We start from the raw sequence: 21,949 nt of genomic DNA, 5'->3' as shown, positions 1-21,949 counted from the left end.
CGTGCGTCCGGACCGACAGGCCGCCGGATCCCACCTCGGCCCGGTCCCAGTGGCACGAGACCGCCGCCGGCCGGACCGCCCCGCCCCGAAGGTACGCAACCGGCGACCCGACCACAGGCTGGCGGTCAGGTGCGGCACCGAGGGGGAACGGCCCGATGCGTGACCCTTCCTGGTCCTGTCACCTCCTCCACGTCGACATGGACGCCTTCTATGCGTCCGTGATGGTCCGCGACCGCCCCGACCTCGACGACGTACCCGTGATCGTCGGCGGCGGCTACCGCGGCGTGGTGCTGTCGGCCAACTACCTCGCCCGGGGCAGCGGGGTCCGGTCCGGGATGCCGATGACCCGGGCCCGGCGCGCCTGTCCGGCGGCGGTGGTGGTGCCGCCCGACTACGACACCTTCAGCACCGTCTCGTCCTCGGTGATCGAGACCTTCCGCCGGATCACCCCGACCGTCGAGGTGGTCTCGCTGGACGAGGCGTTCCTCGACGTGAGTGGCACCGCCCGGCGGCTGGGGTCGCCGCTGCAGATCGCCGAGTACCTCCGCGCCCGGGTCCACGACGAGCAACGGATCACCTGCTCGGTCGGCGTGGCCGCGTCGGTGTCGATCGCCAAGCTGGCCAGCCGCCGGGCCAAGCCCGACGGGGTGCTCGTGGTGCCGCCCGGCGAGGTCACCACGTTCGTGCACCCGCTCGACGTCGGCGAGCTGTGGGGCGTGGGGGAGAAGACCGCGGGGCAGCTGCACCGGCTCGGGCTGCACACCGTCGGTGACGTCGCGCACACCCCGCTGCGCACCCTCCAGCGGGCCGTCGGCCAGGCACTGGGCAGGCAGCTGCACGACCTGGCGTGGGGCACCGACCGTTCGACGATCGCGGCCCGCGACGCCTCGGTGTTCGGCGGCGACCCCGACAAGTCGATGGGCGCCCAGGAGACCTTCGGCCGCGACACCGACGACCGCGAGGTGGTGCTGCGCGAGATGCTCCGGCTGGCCGCCCGGGTCAGCAACCGGATGCGGGTCGCGGGCGTGGCCGGCCGCACCGTCACGATCACGGTCCGCTTCGCCGACTTCACCACGGTCACCCGCTCGCGCACGCTGCCCGAGGCCACCGACGTGACCCGCGAGATCCACCAGACCGCGACCCGCCTGTACGACGCGCTCGGACTGCAGCGGGCCCGGGTCCGGCTGGTGGGGGTGCGGGTCGAGGGACTGGTGCCCCGGGCCAGTGTGCAGCGCCAGCTGGTGCTCGGGGAGCGCGAGCACGGATGGGCCGACGCCGACCGGGCCGTCGACCGGGCCGCCCTCCGGTTCGGCAGCAGCGCGGTCCGGCCGGCCAGCCTGCTGCCGTGACCAGCCTGCCTGCGGGCCCGGTGGCCCGACACCCCTGCTGTGGTGGGGTCCTGCAGCCGTGACACAGCGCGACGTCCGGGGCGAAAGTCCTAGCCGGGACACCCGATCGGCCCACCCGTGGGGTGGCCCGATGACCCCACCGGACCGGTCCACCCGATCCGGGTGAGGAATTTTCACAGGTTGGGGTACTACCGTGACCAACGCCTGCCTAGACTTGGGGCAACAGCTGAGGCTGCGAACGTTGGAGGTACCGGTGCCACTCTCTGAAGAGGAGCTGCGACTACTCGAGCAGATGGAGCGCGCCCTCTCCGAAGAGGACCCGAAGTTCGCCTCCACCTTGCGCGGCACCTCCTTCCGTCGAGCCGCACGTCGCAAGGCGATCCTCGCCGGCGTCGTGTTCGCCATCGGCATCGCCGTGCTGATGACCGGAGCGGTTCTCGCCCAGGTCGTGGTCGGGGTGCTCGGCTTCGTGATCATGCTGGTCTCCGCGACGTACGGCCTCGCCGTCCTCCGCGGCCACAAGCACCCACCGACCGCCAAGTCCGGTGAGTTCGAGCGTCCCGCCAAGGGCGGCCTCGGGGTCATCGACGGGGGCCGCAAGCACCGGCCCCGTCGTCAGCGCCACCAGCGTCACCAGGGCCACAGCGGCACCCCGTTCATGGAGCGGCTCGAGGAGCGCTGGCGCCGCCGCCGCAACGAGAACGGCGGCCTCTGACCCACCGACACCACCGACCCGTCGTCACCCGGCGACGGGTCGTCGCACGTCCGGAGCACGAACGCCAGGTGTGACGCGCCCTGACGGATTCCCCGGTCGACCGGGGAATCCCTCTCTTGTCAGGCAATGCTTTCCCTGACAGGCACCAGATTCCCCGGTCGACCGGGGAAACCCTCCCTTGTCAGGCAATGCTTTCCCTGACAGGCACTAGATTCCCCGGTCGACCGGGGAATCGTGAGGCGGGTGTGACGAACGGCGGCCGGTCAGCCGACGTGGTCGACGACGTCCTGGGTGGACCGCACGCGGGTGACGACGGGGAGCTGGACGACCGAGCGGCGCAGGCTCAGCACGGAGGCGGGCAGCCAGGTGGCGCGCAGCCGGGCCTGGCGGGTGGCTCCGCCGCGCAGGGCGTCGACGCAGGTGGTGACGGTGGCGCGGAGCTCGTCGACCGTCGGCGTGCGGCTCACCTCGGGAGCGTAGCGCGCCTCCTCCAGCCACCCGACCAGTCGCTCGATCGCTGCGACCGCCTCGGGATTCGTGTGGGCGCCGGTCTGCGGGCGGGCCGGGGTGTCCGGCCCCAGCGGGGCGCCGAACTGCCGGCGCAGCAGGGCGCCGACGGCCCGGGGGGAGCGGCCGGCCGGCCACTCCACGCCGAGGTCGACCGTGGACGCGCGCAGCTCGGCCCAGGCCCCCTCCACCAGGTCGCTGTCGCCGCGCCAGCGGCGCGCGGAGGCGGCCCGGCGCAGCGTGCGCGGCGTGAGCGCCAGCGCGACCAGCAGCACCAGCAGCCCGGCCGACCACAGCACCGTGGTCCACGGGACGCCGCCGCCGGAACCCCGGCCCGAGTCGTTCGCACCCGCGGCACCGACCGACTCGGACGGGCGCGGGGCGTTGCTGAGCCGGTTGGTCGGGGAGTTGGTCACCGATGGGGCGGCGGAGTTCTCGCCGTCGGTCAGCTGGCCCGTGGTGTACGGCGGCACCACCGGCGCGCGGCTGGACGGAGTCGGCTCGAACTTCACCCAGCCGGAGCCCTCGAAGTAGAGCTCGGGCCAGGCGTGCAGGTCGTGCGTGGAGTACTCCCAGACGTCGCTGCCGACCGGGTCGCCGCCGAGGAAGCCGACCACGACGCGAGCCGGGATGTCGAGGCTGCGCGCCATCGCGGCGTACGCCGTCGCGAACTGCTCGCAGTAGCCCTCCCGGCCGCCGTCCTTGTCGAGGAACGAGACCAGGTCGGCAGCGCTGTTCCCGGGCGGCGGGTCGGTGGTGTAGACGAAGCCGCCGTCGCGCCGGAAGAACTGCTGCAGCGCGACCGCCTTCTGGTAGTCGGTCGGCTCGTTGGCGGTGACCTCCTCCGCCAGCTGGCGCACCGAGTCGGGGAACTGGTCGGGCAGGTCGGTGTACGTCGCGGCGATGTCGACCGGGGGGGTGCCGGCGTTCGCGAGGACCTGGGCGTCGAAGGTCGGGATCAGCGAGCGCAGGGAGTAGTTCATGCCCGACGTGTCCACCCCGTCCCGCGCACGGAACACGTCGAGGGTCTTGCTGTCGTAGCGCCAGTCGTCGCCGGCCTGGACGGAGGCGACGTACTCAGAGGTGGGCAACCACAGCGAGGCGAAGTTGTCGTTGATCTCGACCCGCCAGTCCTCGGTGGTTCGCGAGACGCTGTCGTCCATGCCGATCGGCGGCGGGAAGTCACCCTCGGCGGTCTGATCGGCGTCCAGGTCCCGGCCGCCCGGCGTCCACGCCTGGCCGGTGAAGACGGTGAGCAGCGAGATGTGGATGTACTCCGGGTTCGGCTCGGTGGTCGACACCCGCATCAGCGGGGTGTCCTCGCGGAGCACCAGGTCACGGCGCAGGTTGGTCATCGGGTTGGTGATGCTCACGTCGCGCCCGTCGCCACCGCCGAGGCCGCCGGGGCCGCCGTCGAAGGCGTTGAGGTCGAGGGTCGGGATCAGCACCGGGAGGAAGACCGCGAGGACGGTGGCCGAGGCGCCGATGGCCATCGTGTGCCGCGTGCCGGTCGCCCTGCGGAAGCCCAGGGCATCGCCGGGGTCGACGGCCAGCGGGCGGCCCCAGCGGCCGATCCGCTCGCCCTCCTGGACGGCGAGCATCGCGAGGAACCCGACCGCGGAGAGGCAGAACACCAGCCAGTTGACCGAGGCGTCGAGGGCGCTGACGGGCAGGCTGTAGATCATCAGCAGCGGCAGCCCGGCGATCGGGACGCGACGCAGCGTGGCGGCGAAGAAGTCGACGAGGACGCCGCAGAGCATGCCTCCGGTGATCAGCAGCGGCGTGACCGGCACCGCCTCCGTGGGCACCGGCGCGGCGTACTCGCGGGCACTGGTCACCGCGCCGTCGTACGCCGCGCCCAGCGCGTCGAGGGATCCGGTCGACGGCAGCAGCGCGTCGCCCCAGGCGGCGTTGGCGTAGAGGAAGACGGCGAGCAGCTGGACCGCGAGCACCATCACCGGCGGCAGCCGCAGGAAACGGGACAGCACCCCGGCCCCGGCGACCAGCGCGAGCCCGCCGACCAGCGGGTTGAGGTAGCTGCCCGGCACCGCGACGAAGCCGCTCCAGGCGAACAGCGTGACCCAGGTGGTCACCGCGCTGAGGGCGGCCATGCGGACGCCGAGCGAGGGGAGGGCGGTGCGGGAGGTCATGACGGGTGCACCACCTGCGGCGGGACCAGCGCCACCGGGTGCTCGCTGCGCGGGTCGGTGATGCCGCCGGCGCGCCGGCCGAGCTCCTGCCAGAGGGCGGGCAGCCGGTCGGTCGGACGGGCACCGACCGCACGCCACCCCAGCGAGGTCAGCATCGTGGCGGCGGGGACGTCGGCGTCCACGTCGACCGGGCCGATCCAGGCGTCGACGTCGAGAGCGACGGCGAGCGGGGTGGTGCCGTGGTGCTGGATCCGGGCGAGGACCGGCCGGTCGGTGTTGCCGAGGTCGCCGAGGATCGCGACCAGCAGCCCGGTGTGGCCGCCCTCGGCGAGCCAGTCGGTGTCGATCGTCCGGCGCTTGGCGACGGTCACCACGGCCAGCGCCTCGAGCAGGGGAGCAGTGTTGGCGGACGACGCCCGGTCGTGCCAGAGCGTGTTGGGGTCCTCGCCGTCGGCGGTGACCAGCCGGACCTGGAAGCCCCGCTGGGTCAGGTGCACCGCGATCGAGGCTGCGGCCGACACCGCGGTCTCGAGCGACGACGCCGCGCCGTGCCCGCGGTGCGCCTCGAGCCGGTTGTCGAGGAACAGCGTGGCCCGGGACTGCCAGGGCTGCTCCTCGCGGCGGACCATCAGCTCGCCGGTGCGGGCGCTGCTGCGCCAGTGCACGCGCCGGAGGTCGTCTCCGCGGCGGTACTCGCGGACGGTCACGTCCTCGGCGCTGCCGGTGGCGAAGGCCCGCGGCCGGTTGTCGCCGGAGCCGGTCCACGCACCGGTCAGCGGGATGGTCGGCAGGGCGACCGTGCGCGGGGTGACCGTGAGCGGCACGGTGGTGGTGAACGAGCGGCCGAGCTCGACCAGGCCGAAGGGGTCGGCGACCCGCACGGTCATCGGCCCGATCTCGAACCGGCCACGCAGGTCGGAGCGCACCTGGTAGGCGACGGTGCGGTGCCAGCCGTGGCCGATGCCCTCCACGGTGAACCGCGGGCGGGTGCCGAGCACGTAGGGCACGTGGTCCTCGAGCAGCAGCACGCCGGTCGGGGTGCGGCCCTCGTTGGTGATCTCGAGCTGGACCTGGGCGGGCTGGCCCGCGGTGACCAGCTGCGGGGAGATCGTGCGCACCAGGGCGAGCCGGTAGCGGCTGCGCCCGACGAGGTACGCCGTGACCAGGGGCAGCGCGACCAGCAGCACGCCGACCCGGGTCAGTGCGTCCTGGCCGAGCAGGATCGCGCACACCACCGCGGTGGTGCCGGCGGCGACGAAGGCGCGCCCCCGGGCGGTCAGCCCCGCCAGTCCCTCACGCATCGGTCCCCCGCTCCGGTGTCAGGTGGCCGGTCGCGACTCGGGCACCGGCACCGACGTCACGATCCGGTCGAGGATCGAGCCGATGCTGCGCCCGCTCATCGCGGCCTCGACGCTCGGCAGCAGGCGGTGCGCGAGCACCGGACGGGCCAGCGTGTGCACGTCGTCGGGCAGCACGTAGCTGCGGCCGTGGATCCCGGCGTACGCCTTGGCCGCGCGGATCAGGTGGAGGGTCGCTCGCGGCGACGCGCCGAGGTTGAGGTCAGGGGTGTTGCGGGTCGCGGTGGTCAGGGCCACGGCGTACCGCTGGACCGACTCGGCGACGTGGATGCCGGCCACCATGCCGACCACCTTGCGGATCTCCGCGGAGTCGGTGACCGGCTCGAGGTCGTCGAGGGGGTTGCGCGCGGAGTGGGCGGTGATCATCGCGAGCTCGGCAGACTGCACCGGGTAGCCCATCGACACCCGCGCCATGAACCGGTCGCGCTGCGCCTCGGGGAGGGCGTAGGTGCCCTCCATCTCGATCGGGTTCTGGGTGGCGACCACCATGAACGGCGTCTCGAGCTGCCAGGTGTTGCCGTCGACGGTGACCTGGCGCTCCTCCATGCACTCGAGCAGCGCCGACTGGGTCTTGGGGGAGGCCCGGTTGATCTCGTCCCCGACCACGATGTTGGCGAAGATGCCGCCCGGGCGGAACTCGAACTCCCGGGTGTCCTGGTTGAACACCGACACGCCGGTGACGTCTGAGGGCAGCAGGTCGGGGGTGAACTGGATCCGGCGGACCGTGGAGTCGATGGAGCGGGCCAGCGCCTTGCTCAGCATCGTCTTGCCCACGCCGGGCACGTCCTCGATCAGCAGGTGTCCCTCGGCGAGCAGCACGGTGATCGCCGTGGTCACCACCTCGGACTTGCCCTCGATCACCGAGTCGATGCTCTCGCGGACCCGCGCGGCCACCCGGGCCACGGTGTCGACGTCGCCTGCGGGAATCGTCACGATTCGCCCCTCCACCTGTCCTCGCCGGTGCCGACCACGCCGTCGGACCCCCGGTTCCGCCACCGCCTGAACGGTGCAAGTCAACCGTACGGGTGGTTGTCCCGTCCGCGGACGACTCCATAGTCATCGATTTGGTCGCTTTGCTCCCGCCCCACCTCATCCCCCACTTTCCTCCACCTCCGCCCGCCAGGCCACTGCCCGGGCCCCCAGAGCCCCGTCGTACGGCGTCACCAGGCGGGAAGCCGGTCCGGTCGCCGACGGCGCCGGGGGAGCGCCCCGGAGCGCAAAACGCCTGATCAGGGGAGGGAAACACGCTGAATATGGTTGACCGTGGATGATCGTGGAGTAAAGTGGAGCGCAGTGGAGGAAGTGGCCGTCAGAGGGGGTGGCGATGTTCTTCGGCACCTACACCCCCAAGCTCGACGACAAGGGACGGCTCTTCCTCCCGGCGAAGTTCCGGGACGACCTTGCGGAGGGGCTTGTGGTCACACGAGGGCAGGAGCGCTGTCTGACGGTGTGGTCGCTCGACGACTTCCGCGGGCTCACCGACCGGCTCCGTGAGGCGCCGGTGACCAACAAGGGCACTCGCGACTACGTCCGCATGCTGTTCGCGGCGGCGTCGCAGGAGGTCCCCGACAAGCAGGGCCGGATCACCATCCCGCCGGTGCTGCGCGAGTACGCCTCGCTCAGCAAGGACGTGATGGTCATCGGGGCGATGAACCGGATCGAGATCTGGGACCCGGGGTCGTGGCAGAGCTACTCCGAGGAGCAGGAGCAGAAGTTCTCGGAGCTCAGCGACGAGGTCTTCCCGGGGATCTGATCCCCGACGGCACCGCCGAGCAGGACACCGCCGAACAGAACTGAACAGCCGGATTCGCAGGACGAGGTCTCGGGCCCGCTCCCTGTGCGTCTTCTGGGACCCCTTCCCCGGTTCCAGACGACGGACTCGTAGCCATCTGGGGCACCTTCCCCGGTTCCAGAGGGCGACCTTCCCACTCCGTGGGAGCGGGCAGGGACCTGGTCAGGCGAATCAGGCTCGGCATTTCGGCAACCGCTGGACCCGAACCGCAGCCAGGCAGCAGTCGCAGAACCCCACCGCAGCACCGTCAGTCCATTCCCGTCAGCAGGGGTCGAGATCATGAGCATCGCAGTCACCGGCAGGCCGCCCGCGGCCCGTCGCGTGCGCCACCAGGCGCGCGAGGTGCTGGCGGTGATGGCGTTCTCCCTGGCGAGCTCGGTCGCGCTCACCGTGCTGCTGGTGCTGCTCATGACGCTGGGCCGGCAGGGCTAGGTCCGGATGAGCAGCCCACGCCACGTCCCCGTCCTGCTGGACCGGGTCGTCGCCCTCCTCGCGCCCGCGCTCGACCACCACGGTGCGGTGCTGGTCGACGCCACCCTCGGCCTCGGCGGCCACTCCGAGGCGGTCCTCGCGGCCTGCCCGGAGGCGCGGCTGGTCGGGATCGACCGCGATCCCGACGCGCTCGCGCTGGCGGGGGAGCGGCTCGCGCCGTACGCCGACCGCACGACGTTCGTGCACGCCGTCTACGACCGGATCCCCGAGGTGCTCGCCGACCTCGGCCTCCCGCACGTCGCCGGCGTCCTGTTCGACCTCGGCGTCTCCTCGATGCAGCTCGACGTGCGCGAGCGAGGGTTCGCCTACGCCCAGGACGCACCGCTGGACATGCGGATGGACAGCACCGCGGACCTGACCGCGGCCGACGTGCTCAACACCTACCCGGCGGCCGACCTGGCCCGGGTCCTGCGCGAGTACGGCGAGGAGAAGTTCGCGAAGCGGATCGCGGACCGGATCGTCGCCGAGCGCGAGCGGGAGCCGTTCACGACCTCCGGCCGCCTCGTCGCCCTGCTGTACGACGCGATCCCGGCGCCCGCACGGCGCACCGGCGGCCACCCGGCCAAACGGACCTTCCAGGCGCTGCGGATCGAGGTCAACGACGAGCTCGGCGTCCTGCGCCGCGCCATCCCGGCCGCCATCGAGGCGATCGGTGTGGGCGGCCGGGTGGTCGTCGAGTCCTACCAGTCCCTGGAGGACCGGCTGGTCAAGCAGGCGTTCGCGGCCGCGACGCGGTCCGACGTGCCCGAGGACCTGCCGTTCGTCCCCGAGGGCCACGAGCCGGCGCTGCGCCTGGTCACGCGCGGGGCCGAGAAGGCTGTGGAGCCCGAGCTCACCGACAACCCCCGGGCCGCCTCCGTGCGGCTGCGGGCGATCGAACGCGTGCGTGAAGGAGTCACCGAATGAGCACCCCGCTTCCCCACAGCCGGGTCCGCGTCCAACGGATCGCCGAGGCCGCCGTCGAGCGTGCCCGGCTCACCGTCGTGCCCCGGGTCCGGGCGCGCAGTCCGCGGGTGCCGTTCGTCACGCTGGTCTCGCTGCTGCTGGTGGGTGGCGTGGTCGGGCTGCTCATGTTCAACACCACGATGCAGCAGAACGCGTTCGCGGCCACTGAGCTCGAGCAGCACGCCTCCGACCTCACCTCGCGGGAGCAGACCCTGCGCATGCAGCTCGAGGTGCTGCGCGACCCGCAGGTCGTCGCCGAGAAGGCGCGCGCCCTCGGCATGGTCGACGCCGGCGCCCCGGCGTTCCTCAAGGCGGACGGCTCGGTCGAGGGGGTCGCCGTGCCGGCCACGGTCGAGAACAAGGTGCCGATCCTGCCGCCCGCGGTGAAGAAGCCGGAGGCGCTCGACCCGAAGCCGATCATCGTCTTCGAGAAGCCCGGGAAGGAGCAGAAGGCCGACGCGAAGACCAAGAAGAAGAGCGACACGGACCGCACCTCACACCGGGACGGCGACCGTGAGCGCAGGATGAGCGGCACCAGGACGAACTCGGGAGACCGGAGCACGCGTTGACCGCTCGATCGCACCCTCAGCGCCCCGGCCGGTCCGGGCGCCCCGGGCGGTCCCGGGCGGGCTCGCGGGCGCACCCGATGGCCCGGCTGCGGTTCGGCTTCGTCGTCATCGCCATCGTGCTCTCCGTGTTCGGGGTCCGCCTCGTGCAGCTCCAGGGCATCGACCCGAAGGCGTACGCCGCCATGGCCGCCCGTGAGGGCTCCGAGGAGGTGGTGCTCCCCGCCGAGCGCGGCGCGATCACCGACCGCAACGGCGTCGAGCTGGCCACGTCGGTGGACGGGCTGATGCTGGTCGCCGACCCGCAGATGACCCACGACGACGCGGCCGCGATCGCGACGTACCTCGCGGACGAGCTCGACCTCGACTACTTCCAGACGCTCACCCGGCTGCGGGAGGAGGACACCCACTTCGTCTACCTCGCGCGCCGGGTGCCCTCGACGATCGCCAACCGGGTCCTCGGCGAGCTCGAGGACCGTGGCTACAAGGGGCTGAGCGTCCGCCGCGACCCGATGCGCGACTACCCCAACCGCGACGTGGCCGCGAACCTGGTCGGCTTCCTCGGCGAGGACGAGGCTCTCGGCGGCCTCGAGCGGACCTTCGACCACCTGCTCTCCGGCACCGACGGCAAGGCGACCTACGAGGTCGGCGGCGGCAACCGGATCCCGCTCGGCGACAGCACCACCGTCAAGCCACGCAACGGGTCCGACCTGAACCTCACCATCGATCGCGACGTCCAGTGGTACGTCCAGCGGGTGCTCCGCGCCACCGTCCGGGGGGCCGGCGGCGACTCCGGCGTGGCCGTCGTGATGGACACCCGCACCGGCGAGCTGCTGTCGCTGGCCGACTACCCGACGTTCGACGCGAAGAACCCGCTGCTCTCCCCGAAGGCAGACCTCGGCTCCCGGGCGATGAGCGACGTCTACGAGCCGGGCTCGGTCGAGAAGGTGCTCACCGCCGCCTCCCTGATCGATGCCGGCAAGGTCACGCCGCGCACCCACATCAAGGTGCCGCCGTACCTGAGCCGGCCGGGCGCGGCCCCGATCCGCGACCACTGGGACCACGACATGCTGCGCTACACGCTGGCCGGCGTGATCTCCCGTTCCTCCAACATCGGCACCGTCCTGGCGGCCCGCAAGTTCACCGCCGACCAGCTCTACGGCTACCTCCGCACGTTCGGCCTCGGGCAACGCACGAACATCGGCGTCAGGGGCGAGACCGCCGGCCTGCTCGCGGACCCGTCGCTGTGGACGCAGGTCAACCAGGACACCATCGCGTTCGGCCAGGGCGTCAGCGTCAACGCGGTCCAGATGGCCGCGGCGGTCAACACCATCGCCAACGGCGGCGTGCGCGTCGACCCCAGCCTGGTCCGCGGCACCGCCACCACGGACGACGGCACCGAGGTCGGCACCGGCGTGGCCACCCAGCACCGGGTGATCAGTACCCGGGCCGCCCGGCAGACGATGCTGATGATGGAGCTGGTGACCGACGTCGACGACGGCGTCGCGCCGGGCGCCGCGGTCCCGGGCTACCGGGTGGCCGGCAAGACCGGTACCGCGCAGCGGGCCGGCAAGGACGGCGGGTACGACGGCACGTTCACCGTGTCCTTCGCGGGCTTCGCCCCGGCCGACAAGCCCCGGTTCACCGTCTACGTGGTGGTCCAGAACCCCCGCAACGGTGGCGGCGGAGGCTCGGTGGCCGGTCCGGCGTTCAGCAAGATCATGAGCTACCTCCTGCGTCGCTACGGAGTCCCGCCGACGGGCACCAGGCCCTCGACCTACCCCGTCGAGTGGTGAGCGCGGGCGATAGCCTCGGCCCGTGGTGAGGGAGCGGTGAACGACGACGAGCTGCGGGCGACCCGGCCGGCGCGACCGCCGCGGACCCCGCTGTCCGAGGTGGCGCGCCGCCTCGGCATCCCGTTCCCGGCGGCGACCGCCGGGAACCCCGAACCCGAGGTGACCGGCGTGACCCTGGCGTCCAGCCGGGTCCTCCCCGGCGACCTGTACGCCGCCCTCCCGGGCGCCCGCGTCCACGGCGCGACGTACGTCGCGGACGCGGTGGCCCGTGGGGCGGTCGCCGTGCTCACCGACGCCGAGGGTGCCGCCCGGCTCGCCGACCTGCCTGTCCCGGTGCTCGCCGTCGAGCAGCCCCGCCGGCTGCTCGGTGCCCTCGCCGCCGACCTGTACGGCGCCCCGGCGGCCGCGCTGCGCCTGATCGCGGTCACCGGCACCCAGGGCAAGACCACCACCACCCGGCTCGCGGACCAGGCGTTCGAGGCGGCCGGGATCACCGCCGGCGTGATCGGCACCGTCGGCACCCGCGTGGCCGGCGAGGAGATCAGGACCTCGCTGACCACGCCGGAGGCACCCGACCTGCACGGGCTGTTCGCGATGATGCGCGAGCGCGGCGTGGAGGCGTGCGCGATGGAGGTCTCCAGCCACGCGCTGGTGATGGGCCGGGTCGACGGGGTGGTCTTCGACGTCGCGGTCTTCGTGAACCTCGGTCGCGACCACCTCGACTTCCACGCCGACGTCGAGGACTACTTCCAGGCCAAGGCGAGCCTGTTCACCCCGGCCCGGGCCCGGCTCGGGCTGGTCAACATCGACGACCCCTACGGCCGGCGGCTGGCCGCCGAGGCCGGGATCGAGATCCGCACCTTCTCGGCGACCGGAGCGCCGGCCGACTGGCGCGCGCTCGACGTCCGGCTGGCGCCGGACGGCTCCGAGTTCACCGTGGTCGGCCCCGACGACGAGTGGGCCAGCACCTGGGTGCCGATCGCGGGCGACTTCAACGTGGCCAACGCGCTGGCCGCGATCGCGGCGATGACCGAGGCCGGCTTCCCGCTCGCCGACGTCGCCGCGGGCATGGCCGCGGCGGACGGCGTGCCCGGGCGGCTGGAGAAGGTCGAGGCCGGCCAGGACTTCCACGTCGTGGTCGACTACGCGCACAAGCCGGACGCGGTCGAGGCCGCGCTGACCACGCTCCGGCCGCTCACCGAGGGCCGGCTGATCGTGGTCATCGGCGCCGGCGGCGACCGCGACACCGGCAAGCGCCCGGTCATGGGCGAGATCGCCGCGCGGCTCGCCGACGTGGTCGTGGTGACCGACGACAACCCCCGAAGCGAGGACCCGGCCGCGATCCGGGCCGCGGTGCTGGCGGGGACCACCGGCGGCGGCGCCGAGGTGCGCGAGGTCGGCGACCGTCGGCTCGCGATCCGCACCGCGCTGGCACTGGCCGACCCTGGCGACATCGTGCTGGTGGCCGGCAAGGGACACGAACGAGGACAGGAGATCCAGGGCGAGGTGCACCCGTTCGACGACCGTGAGGTAGTGCGCGAGGAGCTGGCCGGCAGCACCGGGGAGGCCCTCGGATGATCCGGATGACCCTGGCCGAGATCGCCGAGGTCGTCGGGGGAGCGGCGCACGGCGACGCGACGGTCACCGGGCCGGCGTTCTTCGACAGCCGCGCGGTGGAGCCCGGCGGGCTGTTCCTCGCGGTCGAAGGGGAGCGGGTCGACGGCCATGACTACGCCGTCGGTGCGGTCGCCGCGGGCGCCGCCGCCGTGCTCGGCTCCCGGCCCACAGACGTGCCGACCGTCGTCGTGGACGACCCGGTCGCCGCGCTCGGGCTGCTCGCCCGGCACGTCCGCGACCGGCTGTCCGACCTGACCGTGCTGGCGCTGACCGGCAGCCAGGGCAAGACCGGCACCAAGGACTACCTCGCCCAGGTGCTCGGGACCGCCGGCGAGACCGTGGCCACGACCGGCAACCTCAACAACGAGATCGGGGTTCCGGTGACGGTCCTCCGGGCGGGCCCGACCACCCGTTACCTGGTGGTCGAGATGGGGGCCCGCGGCGTCGGCCACATCGCGTACCTCTGCGGGATCGCGCGGCCCACCGTCGCCGGTGTGCTCAACGTCGGCACCGCCCACCTGGGTGAGTTCGGCAGCCGCGAGGCGATCGCCCGGGCCAAGGGGGAGATCCTCGAGGAGCTCCCGGCCGACGGGGTCGCCGTGCTCAACGCCGACGACGACCTGGTCGCGCCGATGGCCGGTCGCACCGCCGCCAGGGCCCTGACGTTCGGCCGGGCCGCCGGCTCCGACGTGACCTGGCACGACGCGACGTACGACGACCTGGGCCGGCCGACCGCGACCTTCGGCCACGCGGGCCACGAGGCCGAGGTGGCGCTGCGCCAGGCCGGCGAGCACCAGCTCGCCAACGCCGGGGCGGCAGCGGCGTTCGCCGTGGCCGCGGGTCTCGGGCTCGACGACGTCGCCGGGGCGCTGCGGGAGGCGGTCAGCCTCTCGCGGTGGCGGATGGAGATCACCGACCTCCCCGACGGGGTGGTGGTCGTCAACGACGCCTACAACGCCAACCCGGCGTCCATGGGGGCCGCCGTCGACACCCTGGCCCGCATCGGCGAGCGCCGGCGTACGACGGGTGGCCGGACCATCGCCGTGCTGGGGGAGATGAAGGAGCTCGGCGACACCCACGACGAGGCGCACCGCGAGGTCGGCGAGGTCGTCGCGCGTGCCGGGATCGACCGGCTGCTCGTGGTCGGCGAACCGGCGGCCGCGATGGCCGCGGGTGCGGCCTCGGTCACCGACTGGCCGGGCACGGCGATCCGCGTCGCCGGCCGCGATGAGGCTCTGGCATGGTTGCGCGAGAACATCGCCGCCGGTGACGTGGTCCTCGTCAAGGCATCGCGCGGCGCGGCCCTGGAGCTCGTCGTCCAGGGGCTGACCGAGATCCCGGAGGAGAGAGCATGAGAGCGATCCTGCTCAGTGGCGGGCTGGCGCTGATCATCTCCCTCCTCGGCACCCGCTACGCGATCCGGCTCCTCTCGGCCAAGGGCTACGGACAGGAGATCCGCGAGGACGGCCCGACCAGCCACCACACCAAGCGCGGCACGCCGACCATGGGCGGCACCGTGATCATCCTGTCCGCGGTGGTGAGCTACTTCGCGGCGAAGCTGATCACCCAGGACCTGCCCACCGCCTCGGCGATGCTGCTGATCTTCCTCTTCGTCGGGATGGGGCTGGTCGGCTTCCTCGACGACTTCATCAAGATCTACCGGCAGCGGAACCTCGGCCTGCGCAGCAAGGCGAAGATGATCGGCCAGACCGTCGTGGCCGTGGTGTTCGGCGTGCTGGCCCTGTCACCGTGGCTCGAGGACGACCGCGGCCGCACCCCGGCGTCCCTGCACATCTCGTTCATCCGCGACTTCGAGTGGCTGGCGCTGCCGGCGATCCTCGTGATCGCGATCATCTGGGTGATCATCACGGGCTTCAGCAACGCGGTGAACCTCACCGACGGGCTCGACGGCCTCGCGGCCGGTGCTTCGATGATGGTGTTCGGCGCCTACACGCTGGTGAACATCTGGCAGAACAACCAGTGGTGCGGGCAGATCGACATCACCTACGGCCGCTGCTACGAGGTCCGCGACCCGCTCGACCTCGCCATCGTCTCGGCGGCGATCACCGGCGCCTGCTTCGGCTTCCTCTGGTGGAACGCCTCACCGGCCCAGATCTTCATGGGCGACACCGGGTCCCTCTCGCTCGGCGGCGCGCTCGCCGGGCTGGCGATCCTGACCCGCACCGAGATGCTGCTGCTGGTGCTCGGCGGCCTGTTCGTCGTCGAGACGCTCTCGGTGATGCTCCAGGTCGGCTACTTCAAGGCGACCGGTGGCAAGCGGATCTTCCGGATGGCGCCCCTGCACCACCACTTCGAGATGCTCGGCTGGGAGCAGGTGACGGTCGTGATCCGGTTCTGGATCATCACCGGCCTCTGCGTCGCCGCGGGTCTCGGCGTCTTCTACGCCGAATGGGTGGCCGGGACGTGACCCCCCGTGACTGACCCCGAGAAGCTCGGACGGCACGACTCCTGGGAGGGCGTCAGGGCCGTCGTGGCCGGCTTCGGCGTCTCCGGCTTCGCCGCCGCCGACAACCTCAACCACCTCGGCGCGTCGGTGACCGCGCTCGACGAGGTAATCGGTGACAAGGCCGAGAAGGCCGAGCTCCTCGAGGTGCTCGGCGCCGACGTCCGGCTCGGCGAGGGCGCCACCGCGACCCTGCCCGACGACACCGACGTGCTGGTCACCTCGCCCGGCTGGCGCCCTGACGCGCCGCTGCTCGCCCAGGCCCGGGAGCGCGGCGTCCCGATCTGGGGAGAGGTCGAGCTCGCGTGGCGGCTCCGCGACCCGAACCACGACACCCCCTGGCTCGCGGTCACCGGCACCAACGGCAAGACCACCACGGTCCAGATGCTCGACGGCATCCTCCGTGCGGCCGGCCTGCGTAGCGTCGCCGTCGGCAACGTCGGGCTCCCGATCGTCGAGGCGGTCATGGACCCCGAGCCGTACGACGTGTTCGCGGTCGAGCTCTCCAGCTTCCAGCTGCACTACACCGACTCGATGAGTGCCGAGTCCGCAGCGGTGCTCAACATCGCGCCCGACCACCTCGACTGGTACGACGACCCCGCGGCGTACGCCGCTGACAAGGGCCGGATCTACCACAACGTGCAGCGCGCCTGTGTCTACAACGTGGCCGACCTGGCGACCGAGCGGCTGGTCCGCGAGGCCGACGTGGTCGAGGGCGCGCGGGCGATCGGCTTCACCCTCGGCACCCCCGGCGTGGGCATGGTCGGGCTGGTCGACGACTTGCTGGTGGACCGCGCCTTCATCGAGCAGCGTGAGACCACCGCCGCCGAGCTGTGCGCGATCGCCGACCTCGCCTCGCCCGCCCCGCACTTCATCGCGAACGCGCTCGCCGCCGCGGCCCTGGCCCGGGCGCACGGGGTGCCGCAGACCGCGGTCCGCGACGGGCTGCGCGGCTTCCGTCCCGACGGGCACCGGATCGCGCTGGTCGCCGAACGCGACGGCGTCGCCTGGGTCGACGACTCGAAGGCCACCAACGCAGCTGCCGCCCAGTCCTCCCTCCAGGCCTACGACCCCGTGGTCTGGATCGCCGGCGGCCTGGCCAAGGGCGCCCGCTTCGACGACCTGGTGCAGGCGGTCCGCGGCCGGCTGCGCGGCGTCGTGCTGCTCGGCGCCGACCGCAGCGTGATCGCGGACGCCCTTTCGCGACACGCGCCCGATGTGCCGGTCATCGACGTGCACGCCGGAGAGACTGGTCCCGGCGAGGGCGTCATGGACCGCGTCGTCACGGCGGCAGCCGACCTGGCCCGTCCCGGCGACACGGTGCTGCTGGCTCCCGGATGCGCCTCGATGGACATGTTCGCCAACTATGGCGAGCGGGGAGACCGGTTCGCCGAGGCGGTCCACCGCCGGACCGGACCGCACTAGCAGCGCAGGAGACGACACGTGGCCACCACGACGCCGGAGCGCGAGACCGCTCCGCCGCGTGGCCTCCGGACCGGCCGCGGCCGAAGGGTCGGCTGGTTCACCTCGCTTCGGCACGCCCTGGACCGCCCGCTCACGTCGTACTACCTGCTGCTCGGGGCCTCGGCGCTGCTGCTGACGATCGGGCTGATCATGGTGCTGTCGGCCTCGAGCGTCTACTCCTACCGCGTCAACGACGGCGACTCCTACGCCGTGGTCAAGCGGCAGCTGCTGTGGGTGGCGATCGCGCTGCCCTGCGCCTGGATCGCCTCGCGCATGTCCACGCGCGCGATGCGACGCCTTTCCTGGCTCGGGATCGTCGTCTCGATCGTGCTGCTGCTGCTCACCCGCGTGCCCGGGCTCGGCGTCGAGGTCAACGGCAACACCAACTGGCTCGCCCTCGGGCCGGTCCAGATCCAGCCCTCCGAGATCGCCAAGCTCGCGCTGATCCTCTGGGCCGCCCACGTCTTCGCCCGGAAGGAGAAGCGGCTCGACGACACCTGGCACCTGCTGATCCCGGTCGTGCCGGGCATGGCGGCGGTGGCCGTGCTGGTGATCGTGGGCCACGACCTCGGCACCGCGCTGGTGCTGCTGGCGATCATGCTCGGCATGGTCTGGGTGGCCGGCGCCCCGTGGAAGCTGTTCGCGTTCGGCGGCTCGGTGATCGCGGTCGGCGCCTTCTGGCTGGCCACCACCAGCGGTGAGCGCCGGCAGCGGCTGTTCAACTTCGCGGACCCGTTCAAGGACTACCACGACGCCGGCTGGCAGCCCGCACACGGCCTCTACGCGCTCTCCACCGGCGGCTGGTTCGGCCAGGGCATCGGCGCCAGCCAGCAGAAGTGGGGCGACCTGCCCGAGGCGCACACCGACTTCATCTTCGCGGTGCTCGGCGAGGAGCTGGGCCTGATCGGCACCTTGCTGGTGCTGGCGCTCTTCCTGACCATCGCGTACGCCGCGATCCGGGTCGCCACGGTCACCCGCGACCCCTTCGTCCGCTACATGTCCTTCGGCATCACGATCTGGCTGCTCGGGCAGATGATCATCAACGTCGGCATGGTGCTGGCTATGCTCCCGGTCATCGGCATCCCGCTGCCGCTGGTCTCCTACGGCGGCTCGGCCCTCCTGCCCTCGCTGGTCGCGCTGGGCATCCTCGTAGGCTTTGCCCGGTCCGAGCCCGAAGCCGCCCGGGCCCTGGCCGCCCGCAAGCGGGGACGGTCGGCCGGGCTGGCGGCCATGTCACGCCGAGGTCACTGAACATGCGCGTCCTGCTCGCCGGTGGAGGCTCCGCTGGCCACACATCGCCCCTGCTCGCCACCGCCGACGCCCTGCGTCGCCTCGACCCGTCCGTCGAGATCACCTGCCTGGGCACGCCCCGCGGGCTGGAGAACCGGGTGGTTCCCGAGGCCGGCTACCCGTTGGAGCTGATCCCGCCGGTGCCGCTGCCACGCCGGCCCAGCGGCGACCTGCTGCGGGTGCCCGGCCGGCTGCGCGGCGCGGTCAAGGCGACCATGGAGGTCTTCGACCGGGTCGGGCCCGACGTCGTGGTCGGCTACGGCGGCTACGTCTCCATGCCGGCGTACCTCGCCGCCCGGCGCCGGAAGCTCCCGCTGGTCGTCCACGAGCAGAACGCCCTGCCCGGCCTCGCCAACAAGGCCGGCGCCCGGATCGCCGACGTGGTCGCGGTGAGCTTCCCCGACACCAGGCTCCCCAAGGCGCAGTACGTCGGCCTCCCGCTACGCCGCATGATCGGCGCCCTGGACCGGGCCGCGCACCGCGCCGAGGGCCGCTCGTTCTTCGGGCTGGACGCCGACCGCCCGACGCTGCTGGTCACCGGCGGCTCGCAGGGCGCCCGGCGCCTCAACCAGTCCGTGTCCGCAGCGGCCGGAGCGCTCGCCGAGGCCGGCGTCCAGGTGCTGCACGTGGTCGGCCCCAACGGCGAGGCATCGCCCGAGGGGACCGGAGTGCCCTACACGGTCGTCCCGTTCGTCGACCGCATGGACCTCGCGTACGCCGCCGCCGACCTCGTCCTCTGCCGGGCCGGCGCCAACAGCGTGGTCGAGGCTGCCGCGACAGGCCTCCCCGGCATCTTCGTCCCGCTCCCGATCGGCAACGGCGAGCAGGAGCACAACGCCCGACCGGTGGTCGACGCCGGCGGTGGCCTGCTGCTCGCCGACGCCGCGCTCACCCCCGAGTGGGTGGCCGCGACCGTTCCCGGCCTGGCCACCGACGCGGACCGGCTCGCGGAGATGGGCGCCGCCGCGGCCGCGCTGGTCCCGCGCGACGCCGACGACCGGCTGGCCCGGCTCGTCGCCGACGCCGCGGCGAGGGGTCGTTCGTGAGGATCCCCGTCCCCGAGGAGCTGCTGCCCGCCGACCGGCTGGGCCGGGTCCACTTCGTCGGCATCGGAGGAGCGGGCCTGTCCGCGATCGCGCGGATCATGCTCGCGCGCGGGATCACGGTCAGCGGCAGCGACGGCACCGACTCGCCGACGCTCCAGGCGCTGCGCGACCTCGGCGCCACGGTGCACCTCGGTCACGACGCCGCCCAGGTCGCCGACGCGGACACGCTGGTGGTCTCGACCGCGGTGCGAGAGGACAACCCCGAGGTCGTCGCCGCCCGGGCCGCCGGGCTGCGGATCCTCCCGCGCTCGGCCGGCCTCGCCTCGGTCATGGACGGGAAGCGCACCGTCGCGGTGGCCGGGACGCACGGCAAGACCACGACCACCTCGCTGCTCACCGTCGCCCTCCAGGCCGCCGGCGCGGACCCGACGTACGCCATCGGGGGCGACCTCACCAGCACCGGGGTGAACGCCGAGGACGGCACCGGCGAGGTGTTCGTCGCGGAGGCCGACGAGAGCGACGGGGCGTTCCTCGTCTACTCCCCGTCGATCGCGGTGGTCACCAACATCGACGCCGACCACCTCGACCAGTGGGGCACCGAGGAGGCCTACCGGGCGGCCTTCACCGACTTCCTCGGCCGGATCGAGCCCGGCGGCCTGCTGGTCACCTGGGCCGACGACGAGGCCACCGCGGCCCTCGCCGAGCGGGCCCGCGAGCGCGGACTGCGGGTCACGACGTACGGCGTCTCCGACGGCGCCGACCTCGTCGCCCGCGACCTGCGCCAGGACGGCACCCGCACCACGTTCACCGTGGCCCGCCGAGGGGAGTCGCTGGGGGAGCTGACGCTGCAGATCCCGGGCCGCCACTACGTCCTCAACGCGCTCGCCGCGATCGCTGTCGGACTCGACCTCGGCCACGCCTTCGCCGGGCTCCGCGGGGGGCTGGAGTCGTTCGCCGGCACCCGCCGTCGCATGGAGCGCAAGGGCGAGGCCGCCGGCGTGCGGGTCTACGACTCCTACGCGCACCACCCGAGCGAGATCCGGGGCGACCTCGAGGCGGCCCGGTGGGTCGCGGGCGAGGGGCGGCTCGTGGTGGCGTTCCAGCCGCACCTGGTCTCCCGCACCCGGATCTTCGGCACCCGCATGGGCGCGGAGCTCGGCGCCGCCGACGAGGTCGTGGTGTGCGACGTCTACCTCGCGCGTGAGGACGCCGACCCCGACGTCACCGGACGCCTCGTCGCCGACGCCGTCCCGCTGGCCGATGCGCACGTGCACTTCGAGCCCGACCTCGACGCCGTACCCTCGCTGCTGGCCGGGCTCGCCCGCGACGGCGACCTGGTGCTGACCCTCGGCGCCGGCACCGTCACGACCGTCGGCCCGCGGGTGCTCGAGCTGCTGGAGGCACGGGGATGATCGACCTGCGCACGGGGGAGGAGCACGAGGCCGAGGTCTCGGAGAGCTCCCGCAGGCGGTTCGCCCGCCGGCAGTGGGCCCGGCGCTGGCTGGCCTGGCGGCTGGTGGTGGCGGTGCTGCTCGTGCTGGCGCTGGTGGCCGGCGTGGTCTGGCTGTTCTTCTTCTCCTCGACGCTGGCGGTCAAGGGCGTCGAGGTCCAGGGCACGGCGCAGCTCACCGAGCAGCAGGTCCGCGCCGCGGCCGCGGTCCCGACCGGCGAGCCCCTGGCCCGCGCCGACCTGGCGGGGATCCGCGACCGGGTCGAGGACCTGCCCCAGGTGGCGTCGGTCGACGTCTCCCGCCAGTGGCCGGACCGGATCCTGCTGCGGGTGACCGAGCGGCAGGCGGTCGCCGTGGTCGAGGTCGACGGTCGGCTGCGTGGCATGGACGACGGGGGAGTGGTGTTCCGCGACTACGCCCGCCGCCCGCGTGTGCTCCCGCTGGTCAAGGTCCCCGCCGGCACCGGCGAGGAGGCCCTGGCCGAGGGCGCCGAGGTCGTCGGCGCCCTGCCGTTCCGCCTCGCCCGCAAGGTCGCCTACGTCGAGGTCGCCTCGGTCGACCGGATCACGCTCCACCTCCGTGACGGCCGCACGGTCATGTGGGGGAGCGCGGAGCAGTCCGACGAGAAGGCCGTCGTGCTCGACGCGCTGCTGCAGCGCCCCGGCCGGGAGCTCGACGTCTCCGTCCCCGGTCAACCCACCTCCCGCGGCTGACCTCCCGCCCCGTACCCCGCGCCCTACCCCGCCCGTATCCCGCGCCGTACCCCGCGCCGTACCCCAGTGCCCCACCCACTGCCGGAGCCCGCCCCCGGATACTCCCAAACGTTCGAGGGGGTCTCCCCGGCGTGTCGAGGACCCTTTTCGTTTGGGACTATCCGGAAATCGGCGTCGGGGGCACGGCGTGTCTGCGGAGGTACGTCGACGGCGGTCCCTACTGTTCTTCAGCAA

At 72.9% G+C, this 21,949-nt stretch carries 18 protein-coding genes; 15 read left to right on the top strand and 3 right to left on the bottom strand.

What is annotated here, in order from left to right; all coding sequences use genetic code 11:
* Window positions 1-155 precede the first annotated feature (155 nt).
* Both dinB and EKO23_RS19475 read left to right on the top strand, forming a co-directional pair.
* Window positions 156-1,349: a DNA polymerase IV gene (gene dinB, locus EKO23_RS19480; RefSeq protein WP_134719802.1), complete on the top strand. Its 1,194-nt coding sequence runs from the start codon at window positions 156-158 to the stop codon at window positions 1,347-1,349.
* Between the two features lie 253 nt (window positions 1,350-1,602).
* The gene (locus EKO23_RS19475) at window positions 1,603-2,064 is read left to right on the top strand and encodes a DUF3040 domain-containing protein (protein WP_134719800.1); all 462 of its coding nucleotides are present in this window, start codon (window positions 1,603-1,605) and stop codon (window positions 2,062-2,064) included.
* 263 nt (window positions 2,065-2,327) lie between these two features.
* Here the strand turns inward: EKO23_RS19475 and EKO23_RS19470 are convergent, their stop codons facing one another.
* From EKO23_RS19470 to EKO23_RS19460, 3 genes are read right to left on the bottom strand one after another with little or no spacing between them, the layout of a single operon-like run.
* Window positions 2,328-4,721 (bottom strand): transglutaminase TgpA family protein, encoded by a 2,394-nt coding sequence (locus EKO23_RS19470; RefSeq protein WP_134719798.1) that lies wholly within the window; start codon window positions 4,719-4,721, stop codon window positions 2,328-2,330.
* Window positions 4,718-6,022, bottom strand: a complete 1,305-nt coding sequence (locus tag EKO23_RS19465; protein WP_134719796.1) for a DUF58 domain-containing protein — start codon at window positions 6,020-6,022, stop codon at window positions 4,718-4,720. Before EKO23_RS19465 ends, EKO23_RS19470 begins: the two co-directional genes overlap by 4 nt.
* An 18-nt stretch (window positions 6,023-6,040) precedes the next feature.
* Complete coding sequence (locus EKO23_RS19460; protein WP_246051197.1) at window positions 6,041-7,012, bottom strand: AAA family ATPase; 972 nt, start codon at window positions 7,010-7,012, stop codon at window positions 6,041-6,043.
* Window positions 7,013-7,403: 391 nt separating this feature from the next.
* Here EKO23_RS19460 and mraZ point away from each other — a divergent pair, with 391 nt between their 5' ends.
* The 13 genes from mraZ to EKO23_RS19400 all read left to right on the top strand — a co-directional run bounded on the left by mraZ (window position 7,404) and on the right by EKO23_RS19400 (window position 21,715).
* Window positions 7,404-7,832, top strand: a complete 429-nt coding sequence (mraZ, locus tag EKO23_RS19455; RefSeq protein WP_134719794.1) for a division/cell wall cluster transcriptional repressor MraZ — start codon at window positions 7,404-7,406, stop codon at window positions 7,830-7,832.
* A gap of 318 nt (window positions 7,833-8,150) precedes the next feature.
* Window positions 8,151-8,303, top strand: coding sequence for a hypothetical protein (locus tag EKO23_RS25425; protein WP_167880559.1), 153 nt, complete (start codon window positions 8,151-8,153; stop codon window positions 8,301-8,303).
* Window positions 8,304-8,309: 6 nt separating this feature from the next.
* The gene (rsmH, locus tag EKO23_RS19450; protein ID WP_134719792.1) at window positions 8,310-9,269 is read left to right on the top strand and encodes a 16S rRNA (cytosine(1402)-N(4))-methyltransferase RsmH; all 960 of its coding nucleotides are present in this window, start codon (window positions 8,310-8,312) and stop codon (window positions 9,267-9,269) included.
* Window positions 9,266-9,877 carry a cell division protein FtsL gene (ftsL, locus tag EKO23_RS19445; RefSeq protein ID WP_134719791.1) on the top strand — a complete coding sequence of 204 codons (612 nt, stop codon included), beginning with the start codon at window positions 9,266-9,268 and terminating at the stop codon, window positions 9,875-9,877. The genes rsmH and ftsL overlap by 4 nt, the downstream gene beginning before the upstream one ends.
* A 77-nt stretch (window positions 9,878-9,954) precedes the next feature.
* Window positions 9,955-11,670, top strand: coding sequence for a peptidoglycan D,D-transpeptidase FtsI family protein (locus tag EKO23_RS19440; protein ID WP_134719790.1), 1,716 nt, complete (start codon window positions 9,955-9,957; stop codon window positions 11,668-11,670).
* Between the two features lie 36 nt (window positions 11,671-11,706).
* Window positions 11,707-13,248 (top strand): UDP-N-acetylmuramoyl-L-alanyl-D-glutamate--2,6-diaminopimelate ligase, encoded by a 1,542-nt coding sequence (locus EKO23_RS19435; RefSeq protein WP_246051196.1) that lies wholly within the window; start codon window positions 11,707-11,709, stop codon window positions 13,246-13,248.
* Window positions 13,245-14,642 carry a UDP-N-acetylmuramoyl-tripeptide--D-alanyl-D-alanine ligase gene (locus EKO23_RS19430; RefSeq protein ID WP_134719789.1) on the top strand — a complete coding sequence of 466 codons (1,398 nt, stop codon included), beginning with the start codon at window positions 13,245-13,247 and terminating at the stop codon, window positions 14,640-14,642. Before EKO23_RS19435 ends, EKO23_RS19430 begins: the two co-directional genes overlap by 4 nt.
* On the top strand, window positions 14,639-15,715 hold the full coding sequence (gene mraY / locus EKO23_RS19425) for a phospho-N-acetylmuramoyl-pentapeptide-transferase (protein ID WP_134719788.1): 1,077 nt from the start codon (window positions 14,639-14,641) through the stop codon (window positions 15,713-15,715). Before EKO23_RS19430 ends, mraY begins: the two co-directional genes overlap by 4 nt.
* Before the next feature lie 6 nt (window positions 15,716-15,721).
* Complete coding sequence (murD, locus tag EKO23_RS19420; protein WP_134719787.1) at window positions 15,722-17,176, top strand: UDP-N-acetylmuramoyl-L-alanine--D-glutamate ligase; 1,455 nt, start codon at window positions 15,722-15,724, stop codon at window positions 17,174-17,176.
* A gap of 18 nt (window positions 17,177-17,194) precedes the next feature.
* On the top strand, window positions 17,195-18,466 hold the full coding sequence (gene ftsW / locus EKO23_RS19415) for a putative lipid II flippase FtsW (RefSeq protein WP_134719786.1): 1,272 nt from the start codon (window positions 17,195-17,197) through the stop codon (window positions 18,464-18,466).
* Between the two features lie 2 nt (window positions 18,467-18,468).
* Window positions 18,469-19,551 (top strand): undecaprenyldiphospho-muramoylpentapeptide beta-N-acetylglucosaminyltransferase, encoded by a 1,083-nt coding sequence (gene murG, locus EKO23_RS19410; RefSeq protein ID WP_134719785.1) that lies wholly within the window; start codon window positions 18,469-18,471, stop codon window positions 19,549-19,551.
* Window positions 19,548-20,963 (top strand): UDP-N-acetylmuramate--L-alanine ligase, encoded by a 1,416-nt coding sequence (murC, locus tag EKO23_RS19405; protein ID WP_134719784.1) that lies wholly within the window; start codon window positions 19,548-19,550, stop codon window positions 20,961-20,963. Before murG ends, murC begins: the two co-directional genes overlap by 4 nt.
* Entirely contained in the window at window positions 20,960-21,715 is a 756-nt protein-coding gene (locus EKO23_RS19400) for a cell division protein FtsQ/DivIB (RefSeq protein WP_134719783.1), read from the top strand. Before murC ends, EKO23_RS19400 begins: the two co-directional genes overlap by 4 nt.
* The last annotated feature ends 234 nt before the right edge of the window (window positions 21,716-21,949 follow it).

The sequence above is a fragment of the Nocardioides guangzhouensis genome (assembly GCF_004519545.1).
In the GTDB taxonomy this organism is placed as follows: Bacteria; Actinomycetota; Actinomycetes; order Propionibacteriales; family Nocardioidaceae; genus Nocardioides; species Nocardioides guangzhouensis.
Note: the sequence above shows the minus strand (reverse complement) of the source record. Positions and strands in the feature narration are given on the sequence as shown.